At 72.4% G+C, this 22,191-nt stretch carries 19 protein-coding genes; 17 read left to right on the top strand and 2 right to left on the bottom strand.

All coding sequences use genetic code 11. The features are described from left to right. Nucleotides 1-126 precede the first annotated feature (126 nt). The 17 genes from ACFQE5_RS11645 to ACFQE5_RS11565 all read left to right on the top strand — a co-directional run bounded on the left by ACFQE5_RS11645 (nucleotide 127) and on the right by ACFQE5_RS11565 (nucleotide 21,466). The gene (locus tag ACFQE5_RS11645) at nucleotides 127-1,635 is read left to right on the top strand and encodes an ArnT family glycosyltransferase (protein ID WP_379584877.1); all 1,509 of its coding nucleotides are present in this window, start codon (nucleotides 127-129) and stop codon (nucleotides 1,633-1,635) included. Continuing rightward, on the top strand, nucleotides 1,632-3,008 hold the full coding sequence (locus ACFQE5_RS11640; RefSeq protein WP_379584876.1) for an alkaline phosphatase family protein: 1,377 nt from the start codon (nucleotides 1,632-1,634) through the stop codon (nucleotides 3,006-3,008). The genes ACFQE5_RS11645 and ACFQE5_RS11640 overlap by 4 nt, the downstream gene beginning before the upstream one ends. Further along, the gene (locus tag ACFQE5_RS11635; protein ID WP_379584875.1) at nucleotides 3,005-4,021 is read left to right on the top strand and encodes a hypothetical protein; all 1,017 of its coding nucleotides are present in this window, start codon (nucleotides 3,005-3,007) and stop codon (nucleotides 4,019-4,021) included. Before ACFQE5_RS11640 ends, ACFQE5_RS11635 begins: the two co-directional genes overlap by 4 nt. Further along, nucleotides 4,018-5,136, top strand: coding sequence for a hypothetical protein (locus ACFQE5_RS11630; protein ID WP_379584874.1), 1,119 nt, complete (start codon nucleotides 4,018-4,020; stop codon nucleotides 5,134-5,136). The genes ACFQE5_RS11635 and ACFQE5_RS11630 overlap by 4 nt, the downstream gene beginning before the upstream one ends. A 5-nt stretch (nucleotides 5,137-5,141) precedes the next feature. Next, entirely contained in the window at nucleotides 5,142-6,197 is a 1,056-nt protein-coding gene (locus tag ACFQE5_RS11625; RefSeq protein ID WP_379584873.1) for a metallophosphoesterase family protein, read from the top strand. A 32-nt stretch (nucleotides 6,198-6,229) separates the two neighbouring features. Beyond that, the gene (locus ACFQE5_RS11620) at nucleotides 6,230-6,766 is read left to right on the top strand and encodes a hypothetical protein (protein ID WP_379584872.1); all 537 of its coding nucleotides are present in this window, start codon (nucleotides 6,230-6,232) and stop codon (nucleotides 6,764-6,766) included. Nucleotides 6,767-6,777: 11 nt separating this feature from the next. Next, nucleotides 6,778-8,292 carry a CBM96 family carbohydrate-binding protein gene (locus tag ACFQE5_RS11615; protein ID WP_379584871.1) on the top strand — a complete coding sequence of 505 codons (1,515 nt, stop codon included), beginning with the start codon at nucleotides 6,778-6,780 and terminating at the stop codon, nucleotides 8,290-8,292. 144 nt (nucleotides 8,293-8,436) lie between these two features. Next, a complete protein-coding gene (locus ACFQE5_RS11610) occupies nucleotides 8,437-8,655 on the top strand; it encodes a hypothetical protein (protein WP_379584870.1) in 219 nt (72 codons plus the stop codon). Nucleotides 8,656-8,814: 159 nt separating this feature from the next. After that, nucleotides 8,815-11,979 (top strand): efflux RND transporter permease subunit, encoded by a 3,165-nt coding sequence (locus ACFQE5_RS11605; RefSeq protein WP_379584869.1) that lies wholly within the window; start codon nucleotides 8,815-8,817, stop codon nucleotides 11,977-11,979. Nucleotides 11,980-12,011: 32 nt separating this feature from the next. Beyond that, on the top strand, nucleotides 12,012-12,446 hold the full coding sequence (locus ACFQE5_RS11600) for a hypothetical protein (protein WP_379584868.1): 435 nt from the start codon (nucleotides 12,012-12,014) through the stop codon (nucleotides 12,444-12,446). Nucleotides 12,447-12,479: 33 nt separating this feature from the next. Then, nucleotides 12,480-15,626 (top strand): efflux RND transporter permease subunit, encoded by a 3,147-nt coding sequence (locus tag ACFQE5_RS11595; protein WP_379584867.1) that lies wholly within the window; start codon nucleotides 12,480-12,482, stop codon nucleotides 15,624-15,626. Nucleotides 15,627-15,745: 119 nt separating this feature from the next. Continuing rightward, nucleotides 15,746-16,702: a hypothetical protein gene (locus ACFQE5_RS11590; RefSeq protein WP_379584866.1), complete on the top strand. Its 957-nt coding sequence runs from the start codon at nucleotides 15,746-15,748 to the stop codon at nucleotides 16,700-16,702. 13 nt (nucleotides 16,703-16,715) lie between these two features. Next, nucleotides 16,716-17,420 carry a hypothetical protein gene (locus tag ACFQE5_RS11585; protein WP_379584865.1) on the top strand — a complete coding sequence of 235 codons (705 nt, stop codon included), beginning with the start codon at nucleotides 16,716-16,718 and terminating at the stop codon, nucleotides 17,418-17,420. A gap of 18 nt (nucleotides 17,421-17,438) precedes the next feature. Beyond that, nucleotides 17,439-18,626 carry a peptidoglycan-binding protein gene (locus tag ACFQE5_RS11580; protein WP_379584864.1) on the top strand — a complete coding sequence of 396 codons (1,188 nt, stop codon included), beginning with the start codon at nucleotides 17,439-17,441 and terminating at the stop codon, nucleotides 18,624-18,626. After that, complete coding sequence (locus tag ACFQE5_RS11575; RefSeq protein WP_379584863.1) at nucleotides 18,616-19,302, top strand: ABC transporter ATP-binding protein; 687 nt, start codon at nucleotides 18,616-18,618, stop codon at nucleotides 19,300-19,302. Before ACFQE5_RS11580 ends, ACFQE5_RS11575 begins: the two co-directional genes overlap by 11 nt. Then, entirely contained in the window at nucleotides 19,299-20,600 is a 1,302-nt protein-coding gene (locus tag ACFQE5_RS11570) for an ABC transporter permease (RefSeq protein ID WP_379584862.1), read from the top strand. The genes ACFQE5_RS11575 and ACFQE5_RS11570 overlap by 4 nt, the downstream gene beginning before the upstream one ends. Before the next feature lie 23 nt (nucleotides 20,601-20,623). Then, entirely contained in the window at nucleotides 20,624-21,466 is an 843-nt protein-coding gene (locus tag ACFQE5_RS11565) for a hypothetical protein (protein ID WP_379584861.1), read from the top strand. A gap of 23 nt (nucleotides 21,467-21,489) precedes the next feature. Here the strand turns inward: ACFQE5_RS11565 and ACFQE5_RS11560 are convergent, their stop codons facing one another. Both ACFQE5_RS11560 and ACFQE5_RS11555 read right to left on the bottom strand, forming a co-directional pair. After that, entirely contained in the window at nucleotides 21,490-21,747 is a 258-nt protein-coding gene (locus ACFQE5_RS11560; RefSeq protein WP_379584860.1) for a hypothetical protein, read from the bottom strand. A 215-nt stretch (nucleotides 21,748-21,962) separates the two neighbouring features. Beyond that, on the bottom strand, nucleotides 21,963-22,191 hold a 229-nt coding region (locus ACFQE5_RS11555; RefSeq protein WP_449301269.1), incomplete at its 5' end, for an arsenate reductase/protein-tyrosine-phosphatase family protein.

Genomic DNA, 22,191 nt, shown 5'->3' with positions numbered 1-22,191 from the left:
CGCGACCCGGCGCGGCGGACGGCGGCTGGTTTATGGGGCGCGTGGTCGACACCGGCCGGCCGGTCGGGGATCGCGGTCCCGGATCGGGGACGCGCGCCCGACCCCCGTACCCCACCCCGTCCGGCGTTGTGGCTGGCGCGGCACCCGCGGACGCGCCACCACCTCCCGCTGGCCCTCGTGCTCGTCGCCGGCGCATCGCTGCGGCTGTGGCAGATCGGTGCCGTCGGGTTCAACAGTGACGAGGCCGTGTATGCGGGGCAGGCCGCAGGCATCGTCGGGGATCCCGAGCTCTCCGAGCTGTTCCCGGTGTTCCGGGCGCATCCGCTGCTGTTCCAGACGATCTTGTCGCTGTGTTACCTCGGCGGGGTGGACGACGTCGTCGGCCGGGTCCTGGTCGTCGCGTTCGGGGTGGCCACGATCGGGCTGGTGCATCTGCTGGGCCAGCTGCTCTACGGCAGGCGGGTGGGACTGACCGCGGCCGCGATCGTGGCGCTGATGCCGTACCACATCGACGTGAGCCGGCAGGTACTCCTCGATGCTCCGATGCTCTTGTTCGCCGTCCTCGCCCTGTACTTCGTGGCCCGGTACTGCCAGGAGGGCGACGGCCGCTGGCTCGCCGCCGCCGGGATCGGCCTCGGCCTGGCGTTCCTCACGAAGGAGACGGCGATTCTGCTGGTCGGCGGGCTGTTCGTGTTCTTCGTGCTCTCCCAGGGGGTGCGGATCCGGCGGCGCGACGCGGTCATCGCGCTGGGGCTGGCGACGGTCATCGCGGCGGCGCTGCCGGTGTCGCTGCGCTTCTCGGGGCGGACGAGCACCGGGCAGAGCTATCTGGGCTGGCAGTTGTTCCGGCCGGCGAACCACGACCTGTTGTTCTACCTCCAGACGGTTCCGTTCGCGATCACCCTGCCGGTCGTGGTGCTCGCCGTCGCCGCGCTCTGGTGGACACGGCGGCGGCTGACCTGGCGGGAGCTGCTGCTGATCTGCTGGGCGGCGATTCCGGTGGTCTACTTCGAGATCTGGCCGGTCAAGGGCTATCACTACCTGTTGGTGATCGTGCCCGTCGTGGCGGTGCTGGCCGCCCGGATGCTCGTCGAGCTGCCGGTCGGGCGGGTGCGGTCCCCGCGGGCGGTGCGCGCGATCCGGGCCGCCGTGACCGGCGCGGTGATGTTCGCGCTGCTGGTCCCGGCCTGGGGTCGGGTGAACCCCCAGCCGACCACGACATTCCTGGCCGGATCCGGGGGACTGCCGGCCGGCCGGGAGGCCGGCGAGTGGATCGACGCCAACCTGCCCGCCGGCAGCCGGCTGCTCACCCTGGGGCCGTCGATGGCGAACGTGGTGCGTTTCTACGGGCACCGCCCGGCCTTCGGGCTGTCGGTGAGCCCCAACCCGGCCCGCCGTAACCCGTCCTACCAGCCGGTGGAGAACCCGGACCGACAACTGCGTGAGGGAGATCTGCCCTACATCGTCTGGGACGCCTACACCGCCGCCCGCTCCCCGTTCTTCTCCGAACGGCTGCTGCGCTACGTCCAGAAGTACCGCGGGGTGGTGCTGCACACCGAGACGATCGACGTCGAGTCCGCCGACGGCACCGTCGTCAGCAAGCCGGTCATCATCGTCTACCAGGTCCGGCCGTGAGGCGGCTGCGGGCGGCGGCGGTGGCGGCGCTGCTGGTGGCGCTGCCCCTGATCGCCGCCCCCGGTATCGAGCCCGGGCCGCCGGCCCGGCTCGCGCCGGTCCAGCCCACCGGGCCGGTGGTCCCCGCTGAGGGCACCGCCCGCACACCGGTCGAACACTTCGTCGTGCTCATGCAGTCCGGTCACACCTTCGACAACTACTTCGGCACCTACCCGGGTGCGAACGGGATCCCCCCGGACGTGTGCATGCCACTGAACACCCAGGTCCCGGCCGAGGGCTGCGTCCAGCCGTTCCGGCTCGCCGACAACCCGCCCGAACAGCTCGAACACGGCCTCGACATCCATCGCCAGCAGTACGACAACGGACGGATGAACGGGTTCGTGGCCGCGCACCGCCACCGGGGCCGCGACGGCACCTCGGCCATGGGCTACTACGACGACCAGGAGCTTCCCTACTACTGGAACGTCGCCCGCGAGTTCACCCTGTTCGACAACTACTTCAGCTCCGCGCGGGCCGGGAGCCGGGCCAACCACTTCTACTGGGTGGCCGGTGTGCCGCCGCCCGGGACCGGGGCGAGCATCCCGCCGGACGGGTACGGCGACATCCCGACGATCTTCGACCGGCTGCAGGCCGCGGGCGTGTCGTGGAAGTTCTACGTCGAGAACTACCACCCCGGTGCGACGTGGCGGACTCCGCAGGCCCGTCCCGCCCAACCGCTCAAGGTGCCGTTGCTGGGGTTCGCCCGGTTCGTCGATGACCCGGAGCTGGCCGGGCGCGTCGTCGAGCTCGGTGAGTACTACCGGGACCTGGAGAACGGCACCCTCCCGGCGGTGGCCTACGTGGTCTCGCTCACCTCGAGCGAGTCCACGCCGGGGCGGGTGAAGGCCGGGCAGCGGCTGGTGCGCCGGATGGCCGGCGCGCTCGCCCAGAGCCCCTACTGGTCCTCCTCGGCGTTCATGTGGACCTACGACGCCTGGGGCGGGTGGTACGACCACGTACCACCGCCGCAGGAGGGCCTGGACGGTTACGGCTTCCGGGTGCCCGCGCTGCTGCTGAGCGCCTACTCGCGGCGCGGCGCGATCGACCACACCCAGCTGGATCACACCGCCGTCCTGCGGTTCATCGAGGACAACTGGGGCCTGCCGGCCCTCGGCGAGCGGGACGCCCGCTCGCCCGGCCTGATGGGTGCGTTCGACTTCGCCGCCGGGCCACGTCCCCCGCAGCTGCTGTCGCGGGAGCGTCCCGTCGCTCGGACGGCCCCCACCGCGGTGGTCTACCTGACCTACGGCATGGCCCTGCTGATCGCGGTGGCCGGCTTGAACACCGTCGTGCGGGGGCGCCCGCGGCGACCCGAGCCGGAGCCGCTGCGATGAGGGCGACCCGGTGGTGTGCGGCGGCCGTCCTCGCGATGCTCGCGCTGGTGGTGCTGCCGGGGGACGCGCTGGCCGCGCCGGCCCCGCCGGTGGTGACCGTGGAGATCGCCACCGTGCCCCCGGTGCCCGCCGCCCGGTTCGCCATCAACGGCACCCCGATGACGACCGACGGCCGGGGGGTCGCCCGGCTGCGCCTGCCCGGCTCGTCCGAGCTGCACCGGCTGGAGCTGCTCACCCCCACCGTCGACGGGCCGGACGGGAGGGCGGAGTTCGTCCGGTGGCGTGGCAGCTCCGTGCGACACTCCGGCTACGACCCGGTCCTGCCGACGTTGCGGGTCACCAGGAGCGTCCGGCTCCAGGCGGCCTTCCGGGTCAGCCGGCTGGTCACCTACCGGTTCGTGGACCAGGCGCATCGGCCCGTCGATCTGGCGCGGGTGACCGGGATGACGCTGCGCAGCGACACCGGGCATCTGGAGGAGCTCGCCGGGAGCGGCACGATGCGGCTGACCGCCATCCGCCCGTCGTCCGGCCAGGGCCCCGTGGTGGCCACCGAGACCAGCTACGCGATCCAGAGTGTGCTGATCGACGGCACCAACGCGGTGACCAGCGGCGAACAGCGGTTCCGGCCCAACCAGGTCCAGGACCTCGCCATCGTGGTTCGGCTGCACTCGGTCACCTTCCGGGTGCAGGACCGGCTGCTGGGCAGACCCCTGCCCGCGACGGTCCGCCTGACCTATCCCGACGGACGAGCGGTGGAGCTACCGACCGGACTGCAGGGCGAGGTCTCGGTGGCGGGACTGGCCCGCGGCACCTACGAGGTCCAGCCGATCGGCGCCGGCTACTCCCCGCCGCGCGAGCTCGCCCTGTCCCGCAGCCTGTACCTCGACCTGGCCGTGCTCAGCCGGCCCGATCTCGCGCTCGCCGGGGGATGCGGCGCGCTGTTCCTGGTCGGGCTGTTCGCCCTACGGTGGTGGCGCGCACGGCGTCGCGGATCGTCCGGGGGTGGCGGATGAAGCCCGCCGGTCTGCTCGTGACCACCCTCCTCGCGCTGATCCTGTCCGTGTCCGGTGAGCCGGACCCGCCGCGCGGTCAGCCCCCGCCGACGTCCGTGGCCCCCGGGGCGCGGCCCGCGGTTCCGGTCTTCGCCTACTACTACATCTGGTTCAACCCCTCGACCTGGGACCGGCCGCTGCACGACTTCCCGAGCCTCGGGCGGTACTCCAGCGACGACGCCGACGTGATGCGCCGGCACATCCGGCTGGCCGCGGCGGCCGGCCTGACCGGGTTCATCGTCAGCTGGAAGGGCACCGAGGCCCTCGACCGCCGGCTCGCGCAGCTCGTGGAGCTGGCTCGCGCCGAGTCCTTCTCACTGGCGGTGATCTACGAGGCGCTGGATGCCCGGCGGGAGCCGTTGCCGGTGGAGCGGGTGCAGGCCGATCTCACGGCGTTCCGGCAGCGGTATGGCGACGACCCGGTCTTCGGGCTCCTCGGCAGCCCGGTGGTGATCTGGTCGGGCACCTGGCGCTACTCCCCGCCGGAGGTGGCCCGGGTGACCGACGCGGTCCGCGGTGGGCTGTCGGTGCTGGCCTCGGAGCGGGACGTGGAGGGCTATCAGCGGCTGGCCGACCTGGTCGCCGGAAACGCCTACTACTGGTCGTCGGTGGATCCGCGGGAACATCCGGGCCACGCGGCGAAGCTGCGCGAGATGGGCGAGGCGGTGCACCGCCACGACGGGCTGTGGGTGGCCCCGTTCGCCCCCGGTTTCGACGCGCGGCGCGTCGGCGGCACCTCGGTCGTCGACCGGCGCGACGGCGCGACCTTGCGCGAATCGTACTCGGCCGCGGTGGCCTCCTCGCCGGACGCGCTGGGGCTGATCAGCTGGAACGAGTTCGGCGAGGCCACCCACGTGGAGCCGAGCGTGAACTTCGGCCCCCGGTACGTCGAGGTGCTCGCCGACCTCACCGGGTCCGCCGCCTCGGCCGCGGGCGACCGGGCGCTGGACTCCAGCCGGTTCGCCGAGACGACCAGGGCCAACCCGTACGCCGTCGTGGCGTTCGCGCTGCTCGGGACCATGTTCCTGGTGGCGGTGGGCATCCGGATCGCCCGCCGGGTACGCGGAGGGGGCTGAGCGGGATGCGCCTCCTCCGCCGGTCCGGTCCCGGCATCCGGCTGGTGCTGCCGGTGGCCGCCCTGGCGCTCGCGATGGTTCTGGCGGGTTGCACCGGGAACCCGGCGCGGTCCGCGCCGCAGCAGCCGTCCGCGCCGCAGCAGCCGTCCGCGCCGTCGCGGCCGGTCGTGACCTCGGTGCCGGTGCCGGCTCCGGCCCACTACCTCGGCGTCAAGCCCGCCCGATCCGCGCAGGAGGTGATCGTCGGCGCGGCGGGGGACATCGCCTGCAGCCCACGCGCCAGGGGCAGGGAAGGGTCGGCCAACGTCTGCAAGGACGCCTTCACCGCCGAGCTGCTCGGGTCGATGCAGCCGGACGCGGTGCTCGCGCTGGGGGACAACCAGTACCCCAATGGCAGCCTCGACGACTACCGCAACGGCTACGACCGCATGTGGGGCCGGTTCAAGAGCGTGACCTACCCGGTCCCGGGCAACCACGAGTACGACGCCAGCGACGCCGACGGGTATTTCGACTACTTCGGCGCGGCGGCCGGTTCGGTGACGACCGGGTACTACAGCTACGACCTCGGGGCCTGGCACGCCGTGGCGCTCAACAGCGAATGCGACCGGGTCGGCGGCTGTCAGGAGGGCAGCCCACAGGAGCGGTGGTTGCGCGCCGACCTGGCCGCGCACCCGGCCCGGTGCACGCTCGTGTACTGGCACGATCCCCGCTTCTCCTCGGGGGTGCACGGCAACAGCCGCTCGATGGACGCCCTGTGGAAGGCGGTCCACGCGGGGGGCGCGGACCTGGTGCTGACCGCGCACGACCACGACTACGAGCGGTTCGCCCCGCTCGGGCCGGATGGGGCCGTCGACCCGCAGCAGGGCGTCCGGCAGTTCGTGGTGGGAACGGGTGGGCACAGCTTCCGCTCCTTCCACGACGTGGTCGCGGGCAGCGAGGTGCGGATCGCCCGGCTCGCCGGGGTGCTGCGGCTCGTGCTGGCGCCCGACGGCTACGAGTGGAGCTTCCTGGCCGAACCCGACGGCGCCGTGCGCGACGCGGGCTCCGGAACCTGCCGCTAGCCGGCGTGCGGGGACGATGGGAGGGCAGTGCGATGGATGGTGCAGACGCAGACCGTGACCGCAGATCGGCCGGCCCCGCGCCGGGGGCGACCGGGCGCCGGCGGCTGAGGTGGATCGCCGCGGTCGTCGTGCCCGCGGTGGTGCTGATCGGGATCACCGTGCTGGGGACCGTCCCGGCGGCATCCCAGCCCGGCCCCCCGCCACTGCCCGATCCGCCGCCGGTCCCGGGGACGAACCCGGCGGTCCAGCGGTGGCTCAACGATCAGGAGAGGCTGCAGATCGATCTCAACAATGCGCTGCTGACGGTGCAGCGGCTGGATCCGGCCGCCCCGGATGCGATGGAGAACTGCCGGCGGCTGGGCGAGCTGACGGCCGGTCTGCTCCGGTACCGGCCGGCTCCGGATCCGCGGCTGACCGGACCGTCCCGGGCCGGGTTGGAGCAGTTCGCCCGGGCCGCCGCGGCCTGCCGCACACGGGACTTCGCCACCGCGAAGCGCCTCGTCGAGGAGGGGCTCGCCGCGCGGGTGCCCGCGCAGGACGACATCGACCGGATTCTCGAAGGCGACTAGGGGCGGCCGGGATGATGCGCATCCGCATCGCCGTGGCCGTCGCCACGGCGCTCCTGTTCGGCTCGGTGTCGGCGCTGGTCTCGGCCCCGCCGGCGCTGGCCGCGGTCACCACCCTCGGCCCGGTGGCCGACGCGTACGTGCGGGCCGACCAGCCGACCGCGAACTTCGGGACCGCCACCACGCTGCGGATCGATGGCTCCCCGGTGAGCATCGCCTATCTCATGTTCGACGTGCAGGGCCTGGCCGCGCCCCCCACCAAGGCGACGTTGAAGGTCTGGCTGCCGGTCTCCACGACCACGCCGATCAACGCCGCCTCGGTCGCCGACACCAGCTGGACCGAGACCGGGCTGACCTTCGACAACCGGCCCCCGAGCAGCTCGCCGATCTCCTCGGGCGCCCCGCTGGCGGCGAACACGTTCATCTCCTTCGATGTGACGTCCCGGGTGACCGGCAACGGCCCGGTGGCGTTCGCGATCGACACGGCCAGCAGCACCAGCAAGAGCCTGCCCAGCCGGGAGAACCCCGTCGCCGAGCAACGGCCGCAGCTGGTGCTCGAGACCGGCACGGCGCCCACCACCACGACCGCCCCGCCCACCACCACGGCGCCGCCGGCCACCACGACGTCCGTCCCGCCCACCACCACGACCCCACCCGGAGGCGGCGGCACCGTGATCGCGTTCGGTGGCGACGTCGCCTGTGGCACGACCGAGGCCGGGTACAACGGCGGGGCAGGCACCGCGGACAAATGCCACATGCGGGCGACCTCGGACCTGATCCTGGCGATGGCGCCGGCCCGGGTGCTGGCCGCCGGCGACCTGCAGTACAACAGCGGTGCCCTGGCGGAGTTCCAGGTCAGCTACGAGGGCAGCTGGGGGCGGTTCAAGAACATCACCCACCCCGCGGTCGGCAACCACGAGTACGGGACCTCCGGCGCGCGCGGCTACTTCACCTACTTCGGCGCCGCGGCCACCCCGCGACAGCCGGGCTGCACGAGCAACTGCGAGGGCTACTACAGCCTCGACGTGGCCGGCTGGCACCTCGCGGTGATCAATTCGGAATGCACCCGGCTCAACGGGGGCACGGGCTGCGCGGTCGGCTCGCCGCAGTACCAGTGGCTCGACCAGGACCTGGCGAGCAGCCCGGCGGCCTGCACGATCGTGATGACCCACCGACCGCGCTGGTCGTCCAACAGCTTCCACAGCGCGGACATCCAGCCGCTGGTCGACGTGATGTACGCCCGCGGGGTCGATCTGCTGCTGGCCGGGCACGCGCACAGCTACGAGCGGTTCGCCCCGCAGAACGCCGCCGCGGGGCGCGACGATGCGACGGGCATCCGCCAGATCATCACCGGCACCGGCGGCCGGGACTCCCAGGGCTTCGGGACAGTGGCCCCGAACAGCCTGGTCCGCAAGAACAAGATCTTCGGCGTTCTCCAGGTCACCCTGAAGGAAGGTGCGTACGACTGGAGCTTCGTGGCCGACCCGGCCACCCCGTTCACCGACACCGGCAGCGGCACCTGCCACTGAATCGGACCCGCATCGGGCCGGCCCTCGCCCGGGGCGCGCACCGCCGTACTGCGCCCCGGGTCGGGAGCGCAGTACCCTGACGCCGAGTGTCGCGACGGTCGCCCGCGCCCCGATCCGGCCGGGTGATCGGTGGAGGGGGGCGAGATGGGGACACGGGCGCCGTGGCGGCCGCTGCGGTGGTTTCTGCTACGCACCGGGCTGCACCGGCACCGCGCCGACCCCGACCTCTCGGCGCTGCTCGCGTTTCCGGCCTGCCGCTGCGGCGTTCTGCTCTGGCCCACCGCGCAGGGGTCGCGCGAACCGGCCCGGTCGTCGCGGCCGGCGCTGGGCGGTCCGCTTCGCCGCTCCTCCCGGCGCGGCTGAGCCGGCCGGACGCGCCGCCGATCAGGGCTGCGCGGGATCGGATCGCCAAATCCCATAAATTGACGATGCCGGTCATCGGACGCTGGCCCACGCTGGTCGCCTCACAGCTGAAGGTTTGCTGAACGAGTCGTCGAGCATCCGAGACGAGGCGACGCAGCCATGCTCCGTTGGGCGGTGCAGACCGGTATCAGGTTCCGTCTTCTCGTCGTGGCGCTGGCCGCCGGCGTGCTCGCGCTCGGGATCGTCCAGTTGCAGAACACCCGGGTGAATGCGCTGCCCGAGTTCAGTCCACCCTATGTCGAAGTCCAGACCGAGGCGCTCGGGCTCTCCGCCGAGGAGGTCGAGCAGCTGATCACGGTTCCGCTCGAGCAGGACCTGTTCAACAGCGTCGCGTTCCTCGACGAGATCCGGTCCGACTCGATCCCCGGGCTGTCATCGATCGTGATGATCTTCGAACCGGGTACCGACCTCTTCCGGGCGCGCCAGCTGGTGAGCGAGCGGCTGACCCAGACGGCCGCGCTGCCGAACGTGTCCAAGGCGCCGGTCATGCTCGAGCCGGTCTCGTCGGCGAGCCGCGCCCTGGTCATCGGGATGTCCTCGGAGCGGCTCTCGCTGATCGAGCAGTCGGTGCTGGCGCGCTGGACCATCAGGCCGCGCCTGCTCGGCGTCCCCGGGGTGTCCAACGTCTCGGTCTTCGGCCAGCGGGAGCGGCAGCTGCAGGTGCAGGTCGACCCCGCCGAGCTGGAGGCCAAGGGGCTGGGCCTGCAGGACGTCATCAGCACCACCGGTAACGCGACCTGGGCTTCGCCGCTGACCTTCCTGGAGGCCTCGACCCCGGGGACCGGTGGGTTCATCGACACCCCGAACCAGCGCCTGTCGATCCAGAACGTCTCGCCGATCGTGGACGCCGCGACGTTGTCCCAGGTCGCCGTCGAGGGGCACCCCGGGCTGCGCCTCGGCGACGTGGCCACGGTCGTCGAGGACCACCAACTGCTCATCGGCGACGGCATCGTGCGCGACACCAACGGCCTGATGATCGTCATCCAGAGGTTCCCGGACGCCGACACGGTCGCGGTCACCCGGGGCGTCGAGGCGGCGCTGCACGAGCTCGCCCCCGGTCTCGGTGACATGCGTCTCGACGCGACGGTGTACCGGCCCGCGAGCTTCGTCGAGGCCGCGACGCACAACCTGGGGCTGACCCTGCTCATCGGGGTGGGGCTGGCGCTGCTGCTGATCGGGCTCTTCCTGTTGTCCTGGCGAGCTGCGGTGATCGCGCTCGTGACCGTCCCGCTGGCGGTCGCCACCGCGGTGGTGGTGCTCGGCCAGTTCGGTGTCACGATGAACCTGCTCGTGCTGCTCGGCCTGATCGCCGCGCTGGTCGTGATCATCGACGATGCGGCCCGCGACCCGGAGGCGATCCTGCGCAGGCCGGGTGACCGGCCGACCAACGGCGAGACCAACGGAAGCCGTACGGCCGCGATCGTCGCGGCCGCGCTGTCGATGCGCCGACCGGCGGTCTACGCGACGCTGATCGTCGCGCTGGCCGTGGTGCCGGTGTTGTTCGTCCCGGGCTCCCCGGGGGCCTTCCTCACCCCGCTGGCCGTCGCGTACCTCGTCGGACTCGCGTCCGCGATGCTGGTCGCGCTGCTGGTGACGCCGGTGCTGGCCTCGTTCCTGGCGGCCCGCGGCGGCCCCCACCGGGAGGCCCCCGCGGTGCGCGGGCTGCAGCGTGGCTACGACCGGCTCGGCGGACGCGCGGTGCCGCGGGCCCGCTCCGCCGTGGTGAGCGCGATCGTCGTGGTGGTGGTCGGCGCGGCCATGGTGCCGCTGCTGTCCACCTCGCTGATGCCGACCCTGCGGGAGTCGGACCTGCTCATCACCTTCGACGGGTCGGCGGGGGTGTCGCGGCCGGAGATGGCGCGGATCACCACGGCGGCCAGCGCCGAGCTGCGCGCCCTGCCCGGCGTCGATCAGGTCGGGGCCCACGTGGGGCGGGCCCTGCAGTCCGACCAGGTCAGAGATGTCGACACGGGTGAGATCTGGGTGCACCTCGACCCGGCGGCGGATCACGACGCCACCGTCGCCGCGGTCCAGGCGGTCGTGGACGGCTACCCCGGGCTCGAACGCGCCGTCCAGACCTACCTCGGAGCGCAGAGCGGGACGCTGCTGTCCGCCCCCGACTCCGCGTTGGTCGTGCGCCTGTACGGCGACGACTCCGCGATCCTGAACACCAAGGCCGACGAGGTGGCGCGGTTGCTGTCCGGCGTCGCGGGGCTGCAGGACCCCACCGTCCAGCGGACGCCGCTGCGGCCGACCCTGCAGGTCGAGGTCGACCTGGCCAAGGCCCAGCAGTTCAACATCAAGCCCGGGGACGTGCGGCGCACCATCGCCACGCTGCTGGCCGGGCTCGAGGTCGGCAGCGTGTTCGAGGAGCAGAAGGTCTTCGAGGTCATCGTCTGGGGCACCCCGGAGCTGCGCCACAGCGTCGCCAGCGTGCAGAACCTGCTCGTCGACCGGCCCGACGGCGCCGGGCAGGTCCGGGTCGGTGACGTGGCGAACGTGCGGATCGTCCCGGCCGCCGCGGTGATCCACCGCGACTCGTCGTCCCGCTTCCTGGACGTCACGGCGACCGTCGCCGGACGCAGCTACGGGGCGGTCGAGGCCGAGGCGCGTGAGAAGCTCGCCGCGCTGGCGTTCCCGTTCGAGTACCGGGCCGAGATCGTCGGTGACAACGCGGCCCGGCAGGCGGCGACGTGGCAGATCATCGGGGTGGCCATCGTCGCGGTGATCCTGATCTTCCTGCTCCTGCAGGCCGCGACGCGCAGCTGGTGGTTGGCGCTGATCTTCCTCGCGACCCTTCCGGTGGCGCTGTCCGGCGGCGCGATCGCCACGGTGATCGGTGGCGGCGTCGTCTCCCTCGGGACGGTGATGGGCCTGCTGACCGTTGCGGCGATCGCCCTCAAGCAGGGCCTGTCCGTGCTCGGCGCGTTCCAGCAGCGCCGGGCCGCCGGTGAGGAGCTCGGTCCCGAGCTGGTGCACCGGGCGGTCCGCGACCAGCTCGGCCCGATCGGGGCCAGCATGCTCGCGATCGCGCTGGTCGCGCTGCCGATCGTGATCAGGGGTCCGATCGCCGGGCTGGAGCTCCTGCACCCGCTGGCGGTCACGGTGCTGGGCGGGCTGGTCACGACCACCCTGCTGGTCCTGTGGGTGATCCCGGGGCTGTACGCGGCCAGGGCCGGGGGCCAGGAGGAGGACCTCGCACTCACGGCGCCGGCGGCCCAGGGCGGCGGTGAGCAGCTCGTGACCGGCGGGACCAGGACATGAGCACGGTGCCGGCGACGCGAAGGAGCGAAGGGATGCACCGCACAACTCGCTGGATCGCGGCGGCGGCGGTCGTCGTGGGCGCGGCCCTGCCGCTCGCGGCCTGCGGCCAGTCCGGGGCGACCACCGCGAAGGCGCCCGCCCCGGCCACGATCGAACCGGTCGGCGACACCGGGGTCAAGCGGATCACCCTCACCGACAAGGCGGTCGAGCGGCTGGCCATCGAGACCTTCCCGGTGGCCGTGCACGACGGCCGGCTGGTGATGCCGTACGCGGCGCTGCTGTACCTGCCGGACGGCACGACGTTCACCTACACCAACCCGGAGGGCAACAGCTACGTCCGGGCACCGGTGACCGTCGAGAACATCCGTGGCGACCAGGCCGTGCTCAGCTCGGGACCGCCGACCGGCACTCTCGTGGTGACCGCGGGCGGGACCGAGCTGTGGGGCGCCGAGTTCGGCATCAAGTAACGGTTCGGACCGCCAGGTAGGGAGAGCCCGGCCATGTTGCGCTGGATCGTCGGAACGAGCCTGAAGTTCCGCTTCCTGGTGGTGGCCGGGGCCGCGGTGCTGATGTTCTTCGGCATGCTGCTGTTGCCGAAGACCCCCGTCGACGCGTTCCCCGAGTTCGCGCCGCCCCGCGTCGAGATCCAGGTGCCGTGCCTGGGGCTGTCCGCGACCGAGGTCGAGGAGCTGGTCACGGTTCCGATGGAGCAGGCCCTGGCCGGTATTCCGGGTCTCGATGTGATGCGCTCGAAGTCGGTGACCGACCTGGCGCAGCTCGATCTGCGTTTCGAGCGGGACACCGACCTGCTGCGGGCGCGGCAGCTCGTCGCCGAGCGGGTCCAGCTGGTCTCACCGAGCCTGCCGAAGTGGGCCTCGCCCCCGTTCATGATCCAGCCGTTGTCCTCGACCAGCCGGGCGATGAAGATCGGGCTGTCGTCGGAGACGAAGTCGGTCATCGAGATGTCGATGACCGCCTACTGGACGATCCGGTCCCGGCTGCTGCGGGTGCCGGGCGTGGCCAACACCACCATCTACGGCGAGCGGCTGCAGATGTACCAGGTGCAGACCGACCCGAACCGGATGGCGGCCAACCAGGTCTCGCTCAACCAGGTGATGCTCGCGACCGCCAACGCGCTCGACGCCGGCCTGCTGCAGTTCTCCGACGGCGGCTTCATCGGCACCGGCGGGTTCGTCGAAACCCCCAACCAGCGGCTCGCCGTGCAGCACGTGCTGCCCATCGTGACCCCCGAGGACCTCGCGCAGGTCACGCTCGCCCAGCGGGACGGTCGCACGCTGAAGCTGTCCGACGTGGCCAACGTCGTCGAGGACCACCAGCCGCTGATCGGCGACGCGGTGATCAACGACGGCCCCGGGCTGATGCTCATCGTGGAGAAGTTCCCGTGGGCCAACACCGTCGACGTCACCGAGGGCGTCGAGGCCGCGATCAACGAGCTGCGGCCGGGACTGTCCGGGATCGAGATCGACACCACCATCTTCCGGCCGGCCACCTTCATCACCCAGGCCATCGACAACCTGACCCTCGCGCTGCTGATCGGCTGCCTGCTGGTCATCCTGATCATCGGTGCGTTCCTGTTCGAATGGCGCAGCGCGCTGATCAGCGTGGTGGCCATCCCGATCTCGCTGGTCGCCGCGGGGCTGGTGCTCTACTGGACCGGCGCCGTGGTCAACACGATGATCCTGGCCGGGTTGGTGGTCGCGGTCGGCGTCGTGGTCGATGACGCGATCATCGACGTGGAGAACATCCTGCGCCGGCTGCGCCAGCACCGCGCGCAGGGCGGGGACACCCGGTTGCGGTCGACGGCGCGGATCATCCTGGAGGCCTCGCTGGAGGTCCGCGGGGCGATCTTCTACGCGACGGTCATCACGCTGGTCGCGGTCATGCCGGTGTTCTTCATCGGCGGGCTGTCCGGCTCGTTCTTCCGCCCGCTGATCGGGGCGTACGCGCTCGCGGTCGGCGCCTCGCTGCTCGTCGCGCTCACCGTCACCCCCGCGCTGGCGCTGATCCTGCTGCGGGGCGCCCCGCTGGAGCGCCGGGAGTCGCCGGTGATGCGGATGCTGCGCCGCGGCTACACCGCCGTGCTCTCCCGCACGGTGCGCAGCCCGAAGCCGGCCTACGCCATGGTGGGGGTGATCATCGCGCTCGGCGTCGCGGTGTTCCCGCTGCTGGGACAGTCGCTGCTGCCGTCGTTCAAGGAACGCGACTTCCTCATGCACTGGCTGCTGCGCCCCGGCGCCGGGCACACCGAGATGATCCGGGTCACCGAGGCGGCCAGCAGGGAGCTGCGCGCGATCCCCGGGGTGCGCAACTTCGGCGCGCACGTCGGTCAGGCGCTGCTGGCCGACGAGCCCTACGGCATCGACTTCACCGAGAACTGGATCAGCATCGACCCGAACGTGGACTACGACGCCACGCTCGCGAAGGTCCAGGAGGTCGTCGACGGGTACCCGGGCCTGCAACGTGACGTGCAGACCTACCTCAAGGAACGGGTCAAGGAGGTGCTCACCGGCTCCAGCGACTCGATCGTCGTGCGGATCTACGGGCCGCAGCTCCCCGAGCTGCGCGCCAAGGCCGACGAGGTCAGGAAGGCCATGGAGCAGATCGACGGAACCGTCGACCTCAAGGTCGAGCGGCTGGTGGACGTCCCGCAGATCCAGGTCACCGTCGATCTCGAGGCCGCCCAGCGCTACGGGCTCAAGCCCGGCGACGTCCGGCGGGCCACCGCCACCGTCCTGTCCGGGGAGGAGGTCGGCGACATCTTCCGCGGCGGCCGGGCCTACGACGTGCAGGTGTGGACCACGCCCGCTACCCGGCAGCACCTCGACGACATCCGCGCCATGCCGATCGACACACCGGGCGGCGAGAGGATCCGGCTGGACCAGGTCGCGGCGCTGGAGATCGTGCCGACACCGAACCACGTCGACCACTACAACACGTACCGGAAGATCGACGTGACGGCGAACGTGAAGGGGCGTGACCTCGGCTCGGTGGCCCGCGAGGTCGCGGACAGGGTCTCGACGATCCAGTTCGCGCAGGAGTACCACCCGGAGGTCCTGGGGGAGTACGCCGAGCGACAGGCGGCGTCGGCCCGGCTGAACGCGCTGGCGATCGCCGCCGCGGTGGTGATCTTCATCCTGCTGGTCACCTCGTTCCGCAGCACCCGGCTGGCCGTGCTCTCCTTCGTGACCCTGCCCTCGGCGCTGGTCGGCGGGGTACTCGCGGCCTGGTTGGGGGGCGGGGTGCTGTCGTTGGGATCGTTGATCGGGTTCCTCGCGGTGTTCGGGATCGCGGCTCGCAACGGGATCATGCTGATCAGCCACTACCAGCACCTCGAACGGTACGAGGGCGTGCCGTTCGGCCGGGAGCTGGTGATCAGGGGGGCCCGGGAACGGCTCGCGCCGATCCTGATGACCACCCTGGCCACCGCGCTGGCCCTGGTTCCGCTGGTGGTCGCGGGCTCGGTGCCGGGCAACGAGATCGAGCACCCGATGGCCACCGTGATCCTGGGCGGCCTGGTCACCTCGACGCTGCTCAACCTGTTCGTGGTGCCCTCGCTGTACCTGCGCTTCGGCGGCCGGAAACGGCCGGCCTCCGCGGCGCCGCCGGCCCCGGTGGGTGCCGGCTGAGCGGAGTCAGCCCGCGAGGGCGCCGGTGCCGGCTCCGGATTACTGAATTTTGGCGATGAGGCCGACCCCGGCGCTGCCGGAGAGTCGGTCCGGACAGCGGCCGGGCGGAGGTGCTCCGGATGGGTAGGCGGCGCGGCACGACGGTGGCCCTGGGACTGGTGGTGGCGGGCTCGATCGCCGGGTGCGGCGGCGGTGGGGCGCCCCCGCCCGCGGCGGCCCCGCCCCCACCCCCGGCGGCCCAGCCCACCGTCACCCCCCATGCGACCGCACCGCCGTTCGCCGAGACGGTCGACTGGGCGAACCAGCTGGAGAACATCGAGTCCGCGACGTTCTCCGAGCCGACGCGCATCGACAACAGCTGGTACTCGCTCAAGCCCGGCACCCAGTTCATCTACGAGGGCTACAGCGACCAGCAGGGCGAGCGGGTCCCGCACCGGTTCGTGCAGACCGTCACCGACCTGACGAAGCCGATCAACGGGGTGCGGACGGTGGTGGTCTGGGACCAGGACTTCAAGGGCGGCGAGCTGGTCGAGGCAGAGATCGCCTTCAACGCCCAGTCCGACGCGGGCGACGTCTGGCGGCTGGGCGAGTACCCCCAGGTGTACGAGGGTGGTCAGATCGTCGAGACGCCGACCTGGATCGCCGGTATCGCCGGTGCCCGCGCCGGCATCACGATCAAGAAGGAGCCGCAGCTGGGCGGGCCCAGCTACTCGCAGGGGTGGTCGCCCACGGTGCCGTGGACCGATCGGGCGCGGGTCACGCAGGTGGGCGTCACGGACTGCGTCCCGCAGGGCTGCTACCAGAACGGCATCGTGACCGAGGAGTTCAACCGCGAGGAGCCGGGTGCCTTCCAGCTGAAGTACTACGCCCCCGGGGTCGGCAACACCCGGGTGGACTTCACCGGCGCGGACGCCACCCGCGAGCAGCTGGAGCTGATCAAGGTCGTCCAGCTCGACCCGGCGGGGCTCGCCGAGGCCAGGGCGGCCGCGCTCGAGCTGGACAAGCAGGGCTACGAACGCAGCAGGGCCGTCTATGCCCTGACCGAGCCCATCGAACAGCCCCCGCCCGGACGGTAGGCCGGGAGAGCCGATGCGTCGGACGGTGTGGCTGCCCGTCGCGCTCGCCGCCGGACTGCTGGTGCTCGGCGTCGGCGGGTGGATCGCGTGGCAGAACGTGCGCGGCGGCTCGTTCACCGACGAGTTCCCGGTGGACCGCGGCGCGCTCTCGGCCACCGGCCGCAACCCCTACTTCGTCCTGGAACCGGGCTACCAGCTCGCCTACGAGGGCGGCACCGAGCGGCTGGTCATCACGGTCCTGGAGGCGACCGAGCCGGTCGACGGGGTGGTGACCCGCGTGGTCGAGGAGCGCGAGACCGTAGGCGGGACGCTGGTGGAGGTCTCGCGGAACTTCTTCGCCATCGATCCCCGCACCCTCGACGTGTACTACTTCGGCGAGGACGTCGACGACTATGCGAACGGGCAGGTCGTCGGCCACCAGGGCTCGTGGCGGTCCGGGGTCGGGGGCGCCCGGTTCGGCCTCATGATGCCGGGCGAGCCGTCGGCCGGGGCGAAGTACCACCAGGAGGTCGCCCCCGGCGTCGCCCAGGACCGTGCCGAGATCATCAGCACCACGGATACCGTCCAGACGCCCGTCGGCACGCTCACCGCGGTGGTGACCGTGCAGGAGACCAGTCCCCTCGAGCCGCTCACGAGCGCCGCCAAGCAGTACGCACCCGGAATCGGCATGGTCCGCGACGGCGGGCTCGCGCTGGTCCGGTACGGCCCGGCCGGCTGACCGCAGAGGGGGTGCCCGATGACCTTGACCCGCCGCAAGCTCGTCCTGGTCGTGCTCGCCGCGGTGGTGGTGTCGTCCCTGAGCACCGCGCTGGCCGCCACGCTGATCCGGTCACCGGCCGAGCTCGCGGCCCGGGCCGCGCCCCCGGCGCCGACGCCGATCCTCGTGCCGGTCGAGCAGCGGGTGATCACCACCAAGGTGCTGAGCCGCGGAACCGGGCGGTTCGGCTCCCCCCAGGAGCTGACGCTCAGCCGGTCGGCGCTCAAGACCGGGCCCCGGGTCGTCACGCAGCTGCCGGAGCCCGGCGCGGAGCTCCCCGAGGGAGCGGTGGCGATGACGGTGTCGGGTCGCCCGGTTTTCCTGCTCGGCGGCGCCCAGCCCGCCTACCGCGACCTCGGCCCGGGGGTACGGGGCCCGGACGTGGAGCAGCTGGAGGTCGCGCTGCGCCGGCTCGGGCTGGCTCCCGGTCCGGTCGACGGCCTCTACGACCAGGCCACCGGGCAGGCGGTCAGTGCGCTGTACCGGCGCGCCGGCTTCGCGCCGATGGTGGCGACCGACGCTCAGCTGGAGGCGGTCCGACCGGTGGAGGCGGCCCTCGTCGCCGGGGGCCGCGCCTCCGGCGGTGTGCAGCTCGCCGCCGACGAGGTGGTCTTCGTGCCCACGTTGCCCGTCCGGGTGGCCGAGGTGAAGGTCACCGTGGGCGGCGAGCCCACCGGAGCCCTGCTGACCGTGACCGACTCACGGGTCAGCGTCCACGGCTCGCTGACCCTCGACGAGGCCCAGCTGGTCAAGCCCGGCATGGAGGTCGCGATCGACGAGCCGGCGCTGGGGATCACGGCACACGGAACGGTCGAGCAGGTCGCCGAGCGGCCCGGCACGGAGGGGCTCGACGGGTTCCACGTGTTCTTCTCCACCGCGGTGGCCGAGCCGCCGCCGACCCTGGTCGGGGCGTCGGTGCGGATGACCGTTCCGGTGCGGTCGACCGGCGAGGCCGTCCTCGCGGTTCCGGTCAGCGCCGTGTCGCTCGCCCCCGACGGCTCGTCCCGCGTCCAGCGCGCGGTGAACGGGACGCTGGAGTTCCTCCCGGTCGAGCCGGGGGTCTCCGGCGACGGGTTCGTCGCCGTCACCGTGCCCGGCGGTGACCTCAAGCCCGGTGACCAGGTGGTCGTCGGGGTCGAACCGATGGGGCCGTCCGGTGCCCGCTGAGCCAGCGGAACTCGTCACTCTCGACCGGATCGGTCGGCGCTTCGGCGCGGATCCCCCGGTGGTGGCGTTGCGGGGCGTGGACCTGCAGGTGCGGACCGGCGACTGGCTCGCGGTCGTCGGGCCGTCGGGCTCGGGGAAGTCGACCCTGCTCAACATCATCGGCTGCCTGGACCGGCCGGACGAGGGCTCCTACCGGTTCGAGGGGCTCGACGTCGCCGCGCTGTCCGATCGCGACCGGGCCGGGCTGCGCAGCCACCGTCTCGGCTTCGTGTTCCAGTCCTTCCACCTGCTGGCCCATCGCAGCGTGCTGGAGAACGTGATGCTCGCCGAGGTGTACGCCATGCGGCCGCGGTCGGGCCGCCGCGACCGCGCGCTGGCCGCGCTCGCCGCGGTGGGGCTGGCCGATCGGACCGACCACCTCCCGACGCACCTGTCCGGCGGTGAGCGCCAGCGGGCCGCGATCGCCCGCGCCCTGCTCAACGAACCTGCCCTGCTGCTGTGCGACGAGCCGACCGGCAACCTCGACTCGCGGACCACGGCGGCCATCCTCGGGCTGCTGGGTGAGCTGCACGCCCACGGCCTGACCATCATCGTGATCACCCACGATCCGGGGGTCGCCGAGCGCGCGCAGCGCCGGGTCCGGATCGTCGACGGCGAACTGCGGGACGACGGATGAGGCTGGGCCGGGCGCGGGTCGAGACCGCGGCGACCGGCGCCACCCGCGGCGCCGGCGAGGACGGTCCGCGTCTCGGCGCGGCCGGCGCCGTCCCGCCCTCGGGGATGCGCACCCGGGATCTGGTGGACGAGGCCGTTGCGGGCCTGTTCGCGCGCCCGGGCCGGACGCTGTTGACCGTCCTGGGCGCCGTGATCGGCCTGGCCGCGCTGGTGGCCACGCTCGGGTTGTCGTTGACCGCGAGCAGCCGCATCGCGGGCCGGTTCGACGCGCTGGCCGCCACCCAGATCACGATCACCGTCAACCCGGTGGAGGACCGGCCGCAGCGGGCGATCCCGTGGGACGCGCCGCAGCGCCTCGGTGGCCTCAACGGGGTCGTCGCGGCCGGCAACCTCAGCGAGATCGACGTCGGGGAGGCGCTGGTCAGCGCCTCGCCGATCAACGACCCGCAGCGGCGCACCCACTTCAAGCTCGGCGTCTGGGCGGCGTCGCCGGAACTCTTCGCGGCCGTCCGGGCCCAGCTGCGGACCGGGCGCCTGCTGGACGGCGGGTTCGCCGCGCGCGGCGAGCGGGTCGTCGTGCTGGGTCCGAACGCCGCCGACCGGCTCGGCATCAGCCGCGTCGACCAGCTCCCCACGATCAGCATCGGCGACGAGCTGTTCACGGTGGTCGGCATCCTCGACCGGGTCGAGCGGAAGTTCGACCTGCTCAGCGCCGTCATCCTGCCTGAGGGCACCGCGCAGCGGCGCTATGGGCTCGCGGCTCCGGCGTCGGTGATCGTCGAGACGAAGCTGGGTGCCGCGTCGCTGCTGGCGCGGCAGGGCCCGCTCGCGCTCGACCCGACCGACCCCACCGCATTCAAGGTCGCCGTTCCGGAGCAGCCGCAACGGGTCCGGGAAGGCGTGCAGAGCGACCTCAACCTGCTGTTCTTGATGCTGGGTGGGGTGTCGCTGCTCGTCGGCGCGATCGGCATCGCCAACGTCACGCTGGTCTCGGTCATGGAGCGGATCGGCGAGATCGGGCTGCGCCGCGCGCTCGGCGCGACCCGCTGGCACATCGCGCTGCAGTTCCTGCTGGAGAGCGGGGCCATGGGGGTGCTCGGCGGGATCCTGGGGGCCTGTGCCGGTCTGCTGGTCGTGGTCGGGGTGGCGCTCGCGCAGACCTGGACACCGGTGATCCATCCCCTCGTGCCGCTGCTGGCCCCGTTCGTCGGCGGGGTGACCGGGCTGCTCGCCGGCCTCTACCCGGCCGTGCGGGCGGCTCGGCTGGAGCCGGTGGAGGCGCTGCGGTCCGGAACCTGACGGGGCCTCATGGGAGGGCAGACATGCGGAAGATCCTCGGCGTCGCGATTCTGCTGGCCGTCCTCGCGGCGTGCGGCGGCGGTGGCCCGGGCCCCGGCGGCCTTCCCGGGGGCCGGGAGTTCGGCCTGTCCGACGCGGATTTCGTTGCGCGCGTCGAGCGGACACAGGTGCTCATCGCCGACTGTATGAAGCGGGCCGGGTTCGAGTACATCCCGGTGGACGTCGCGACGATCGAGCGGGCCCAGGAGTCGGTGCGCACGGAGCCGGGCATGTCGCGCCGGGAGTACAAGCAGCGGTGGGGGCTGTCGGTCACCACCCGCTTCGACGATCCGGTCCGCACCATCGGGCTCGGTCCGAACGTGCAGATCATGGAACGGCTCTCCGCGGCCGACCGGGTGGCCTACGAGCTCACCCTGTTCGGCGAGGGCCGCGACTCCGACTTCGCCTTCGCCCTGGACGAGGAGGACTTCTCCGCCACCGGCGGATGCACCCGCGAGGCGGTCGCCCAGGTGTTCACACCCGAACAGCTGGAGGGCACCTACGTCAACCCCAAGGACGTGCTCGTCGCGCAGGACCCGCGGGTCATCGCGGCCCAGCAGGAGTGGACCCGGTGCATGCAGGACAAGGGTTTCCCGTACCGCGACGACCAGGGCATGATCATCGAAGACTTCCGGAAACGCCTGGACGCACTGCTCGGCGGCGACGACCCGCAGACCCTGACCGGGGAGCGGCTCGCCGCGTTACGCGCACTGCAGGCCGAGGAGATCGCGGTGTCGCTGGCGGACCTGGACTGCCAGGAACGCCACACCGACGCGGTCTTCCGCCAGGTCGAGACCGAGGTGTTCGGGCGGCCGGTCAGCGGTTGACCCGGGGTCGCCCCGGCGGGCCCTCACCCGACCACAGCGGCCAGCCGCGACATCACCAGGACGTACATCAGCATGACCGTGAGGACACACAGCGCGCCCCCGGCACCGGCCAGCGCCGGGCCGCGGCTGCTCCACCTGCCACGTCGGCCCGCCGACAGCAGGGTGGTGCGCGTCGGTCCGACGAGGTGGTGGAGCTGAGCCTGCGACTCGGCCTCGCCGCGCGCGCGCAGTTCGTGCGACGACACCCGGCGGGTGCGCAACACGGGTCTGGTGCTCGTCATGGGGCCTCCTCGGGTGGCCGGTCCGGTTGATCGCGCGCGACGGACGCATTGTGCCCACCGAGCGCTGAACCGGACCTGAAGCCCCCGGTCCGGCCGCGACCAAGATCGCCGTTTCGGCGGTCACCACCGCGCGGGTCGCGGCTCCCGGCTCCGGGACGCCGATCTTCAGGTGGCTCGGACCCCGAGCAGCCGTCCCACCGCGGTGCGCACCTGGCTCACTGCCGCGACCTCACCCAGTCCAGCAGGCCGGGCATGGCCGCCTCGATCATCCCGAGGACCTCCACGAAACCCTCCCGGCCGCCGTAGTAAGGGTCGGGCACCTCGGCGTGGGCGGGCGCTTCGGGGTCGAAGGAGCGCAGCAGCCGCACCCGGTCGTGCTCGGGCACCGATCGGCGCAGCGCCCGGAGGTGATCGGTGTCCAGTGCGACGAGCAGGTCGGCGGCC

Source organism: Pseudonocardia hispaniensis, from assembly GCF_042658695.1.
GTDB classification, from domain to species: Bacteria; Actinomycetota; Actinomycetes; order Mycobacteriales; family Pseudonocardiaceae; genus Pseudonocardia; species Pseudonocardia hispaniensis.
This window is presented reverse-complemented; position numbering and strand designations above follow the sequence as displayed.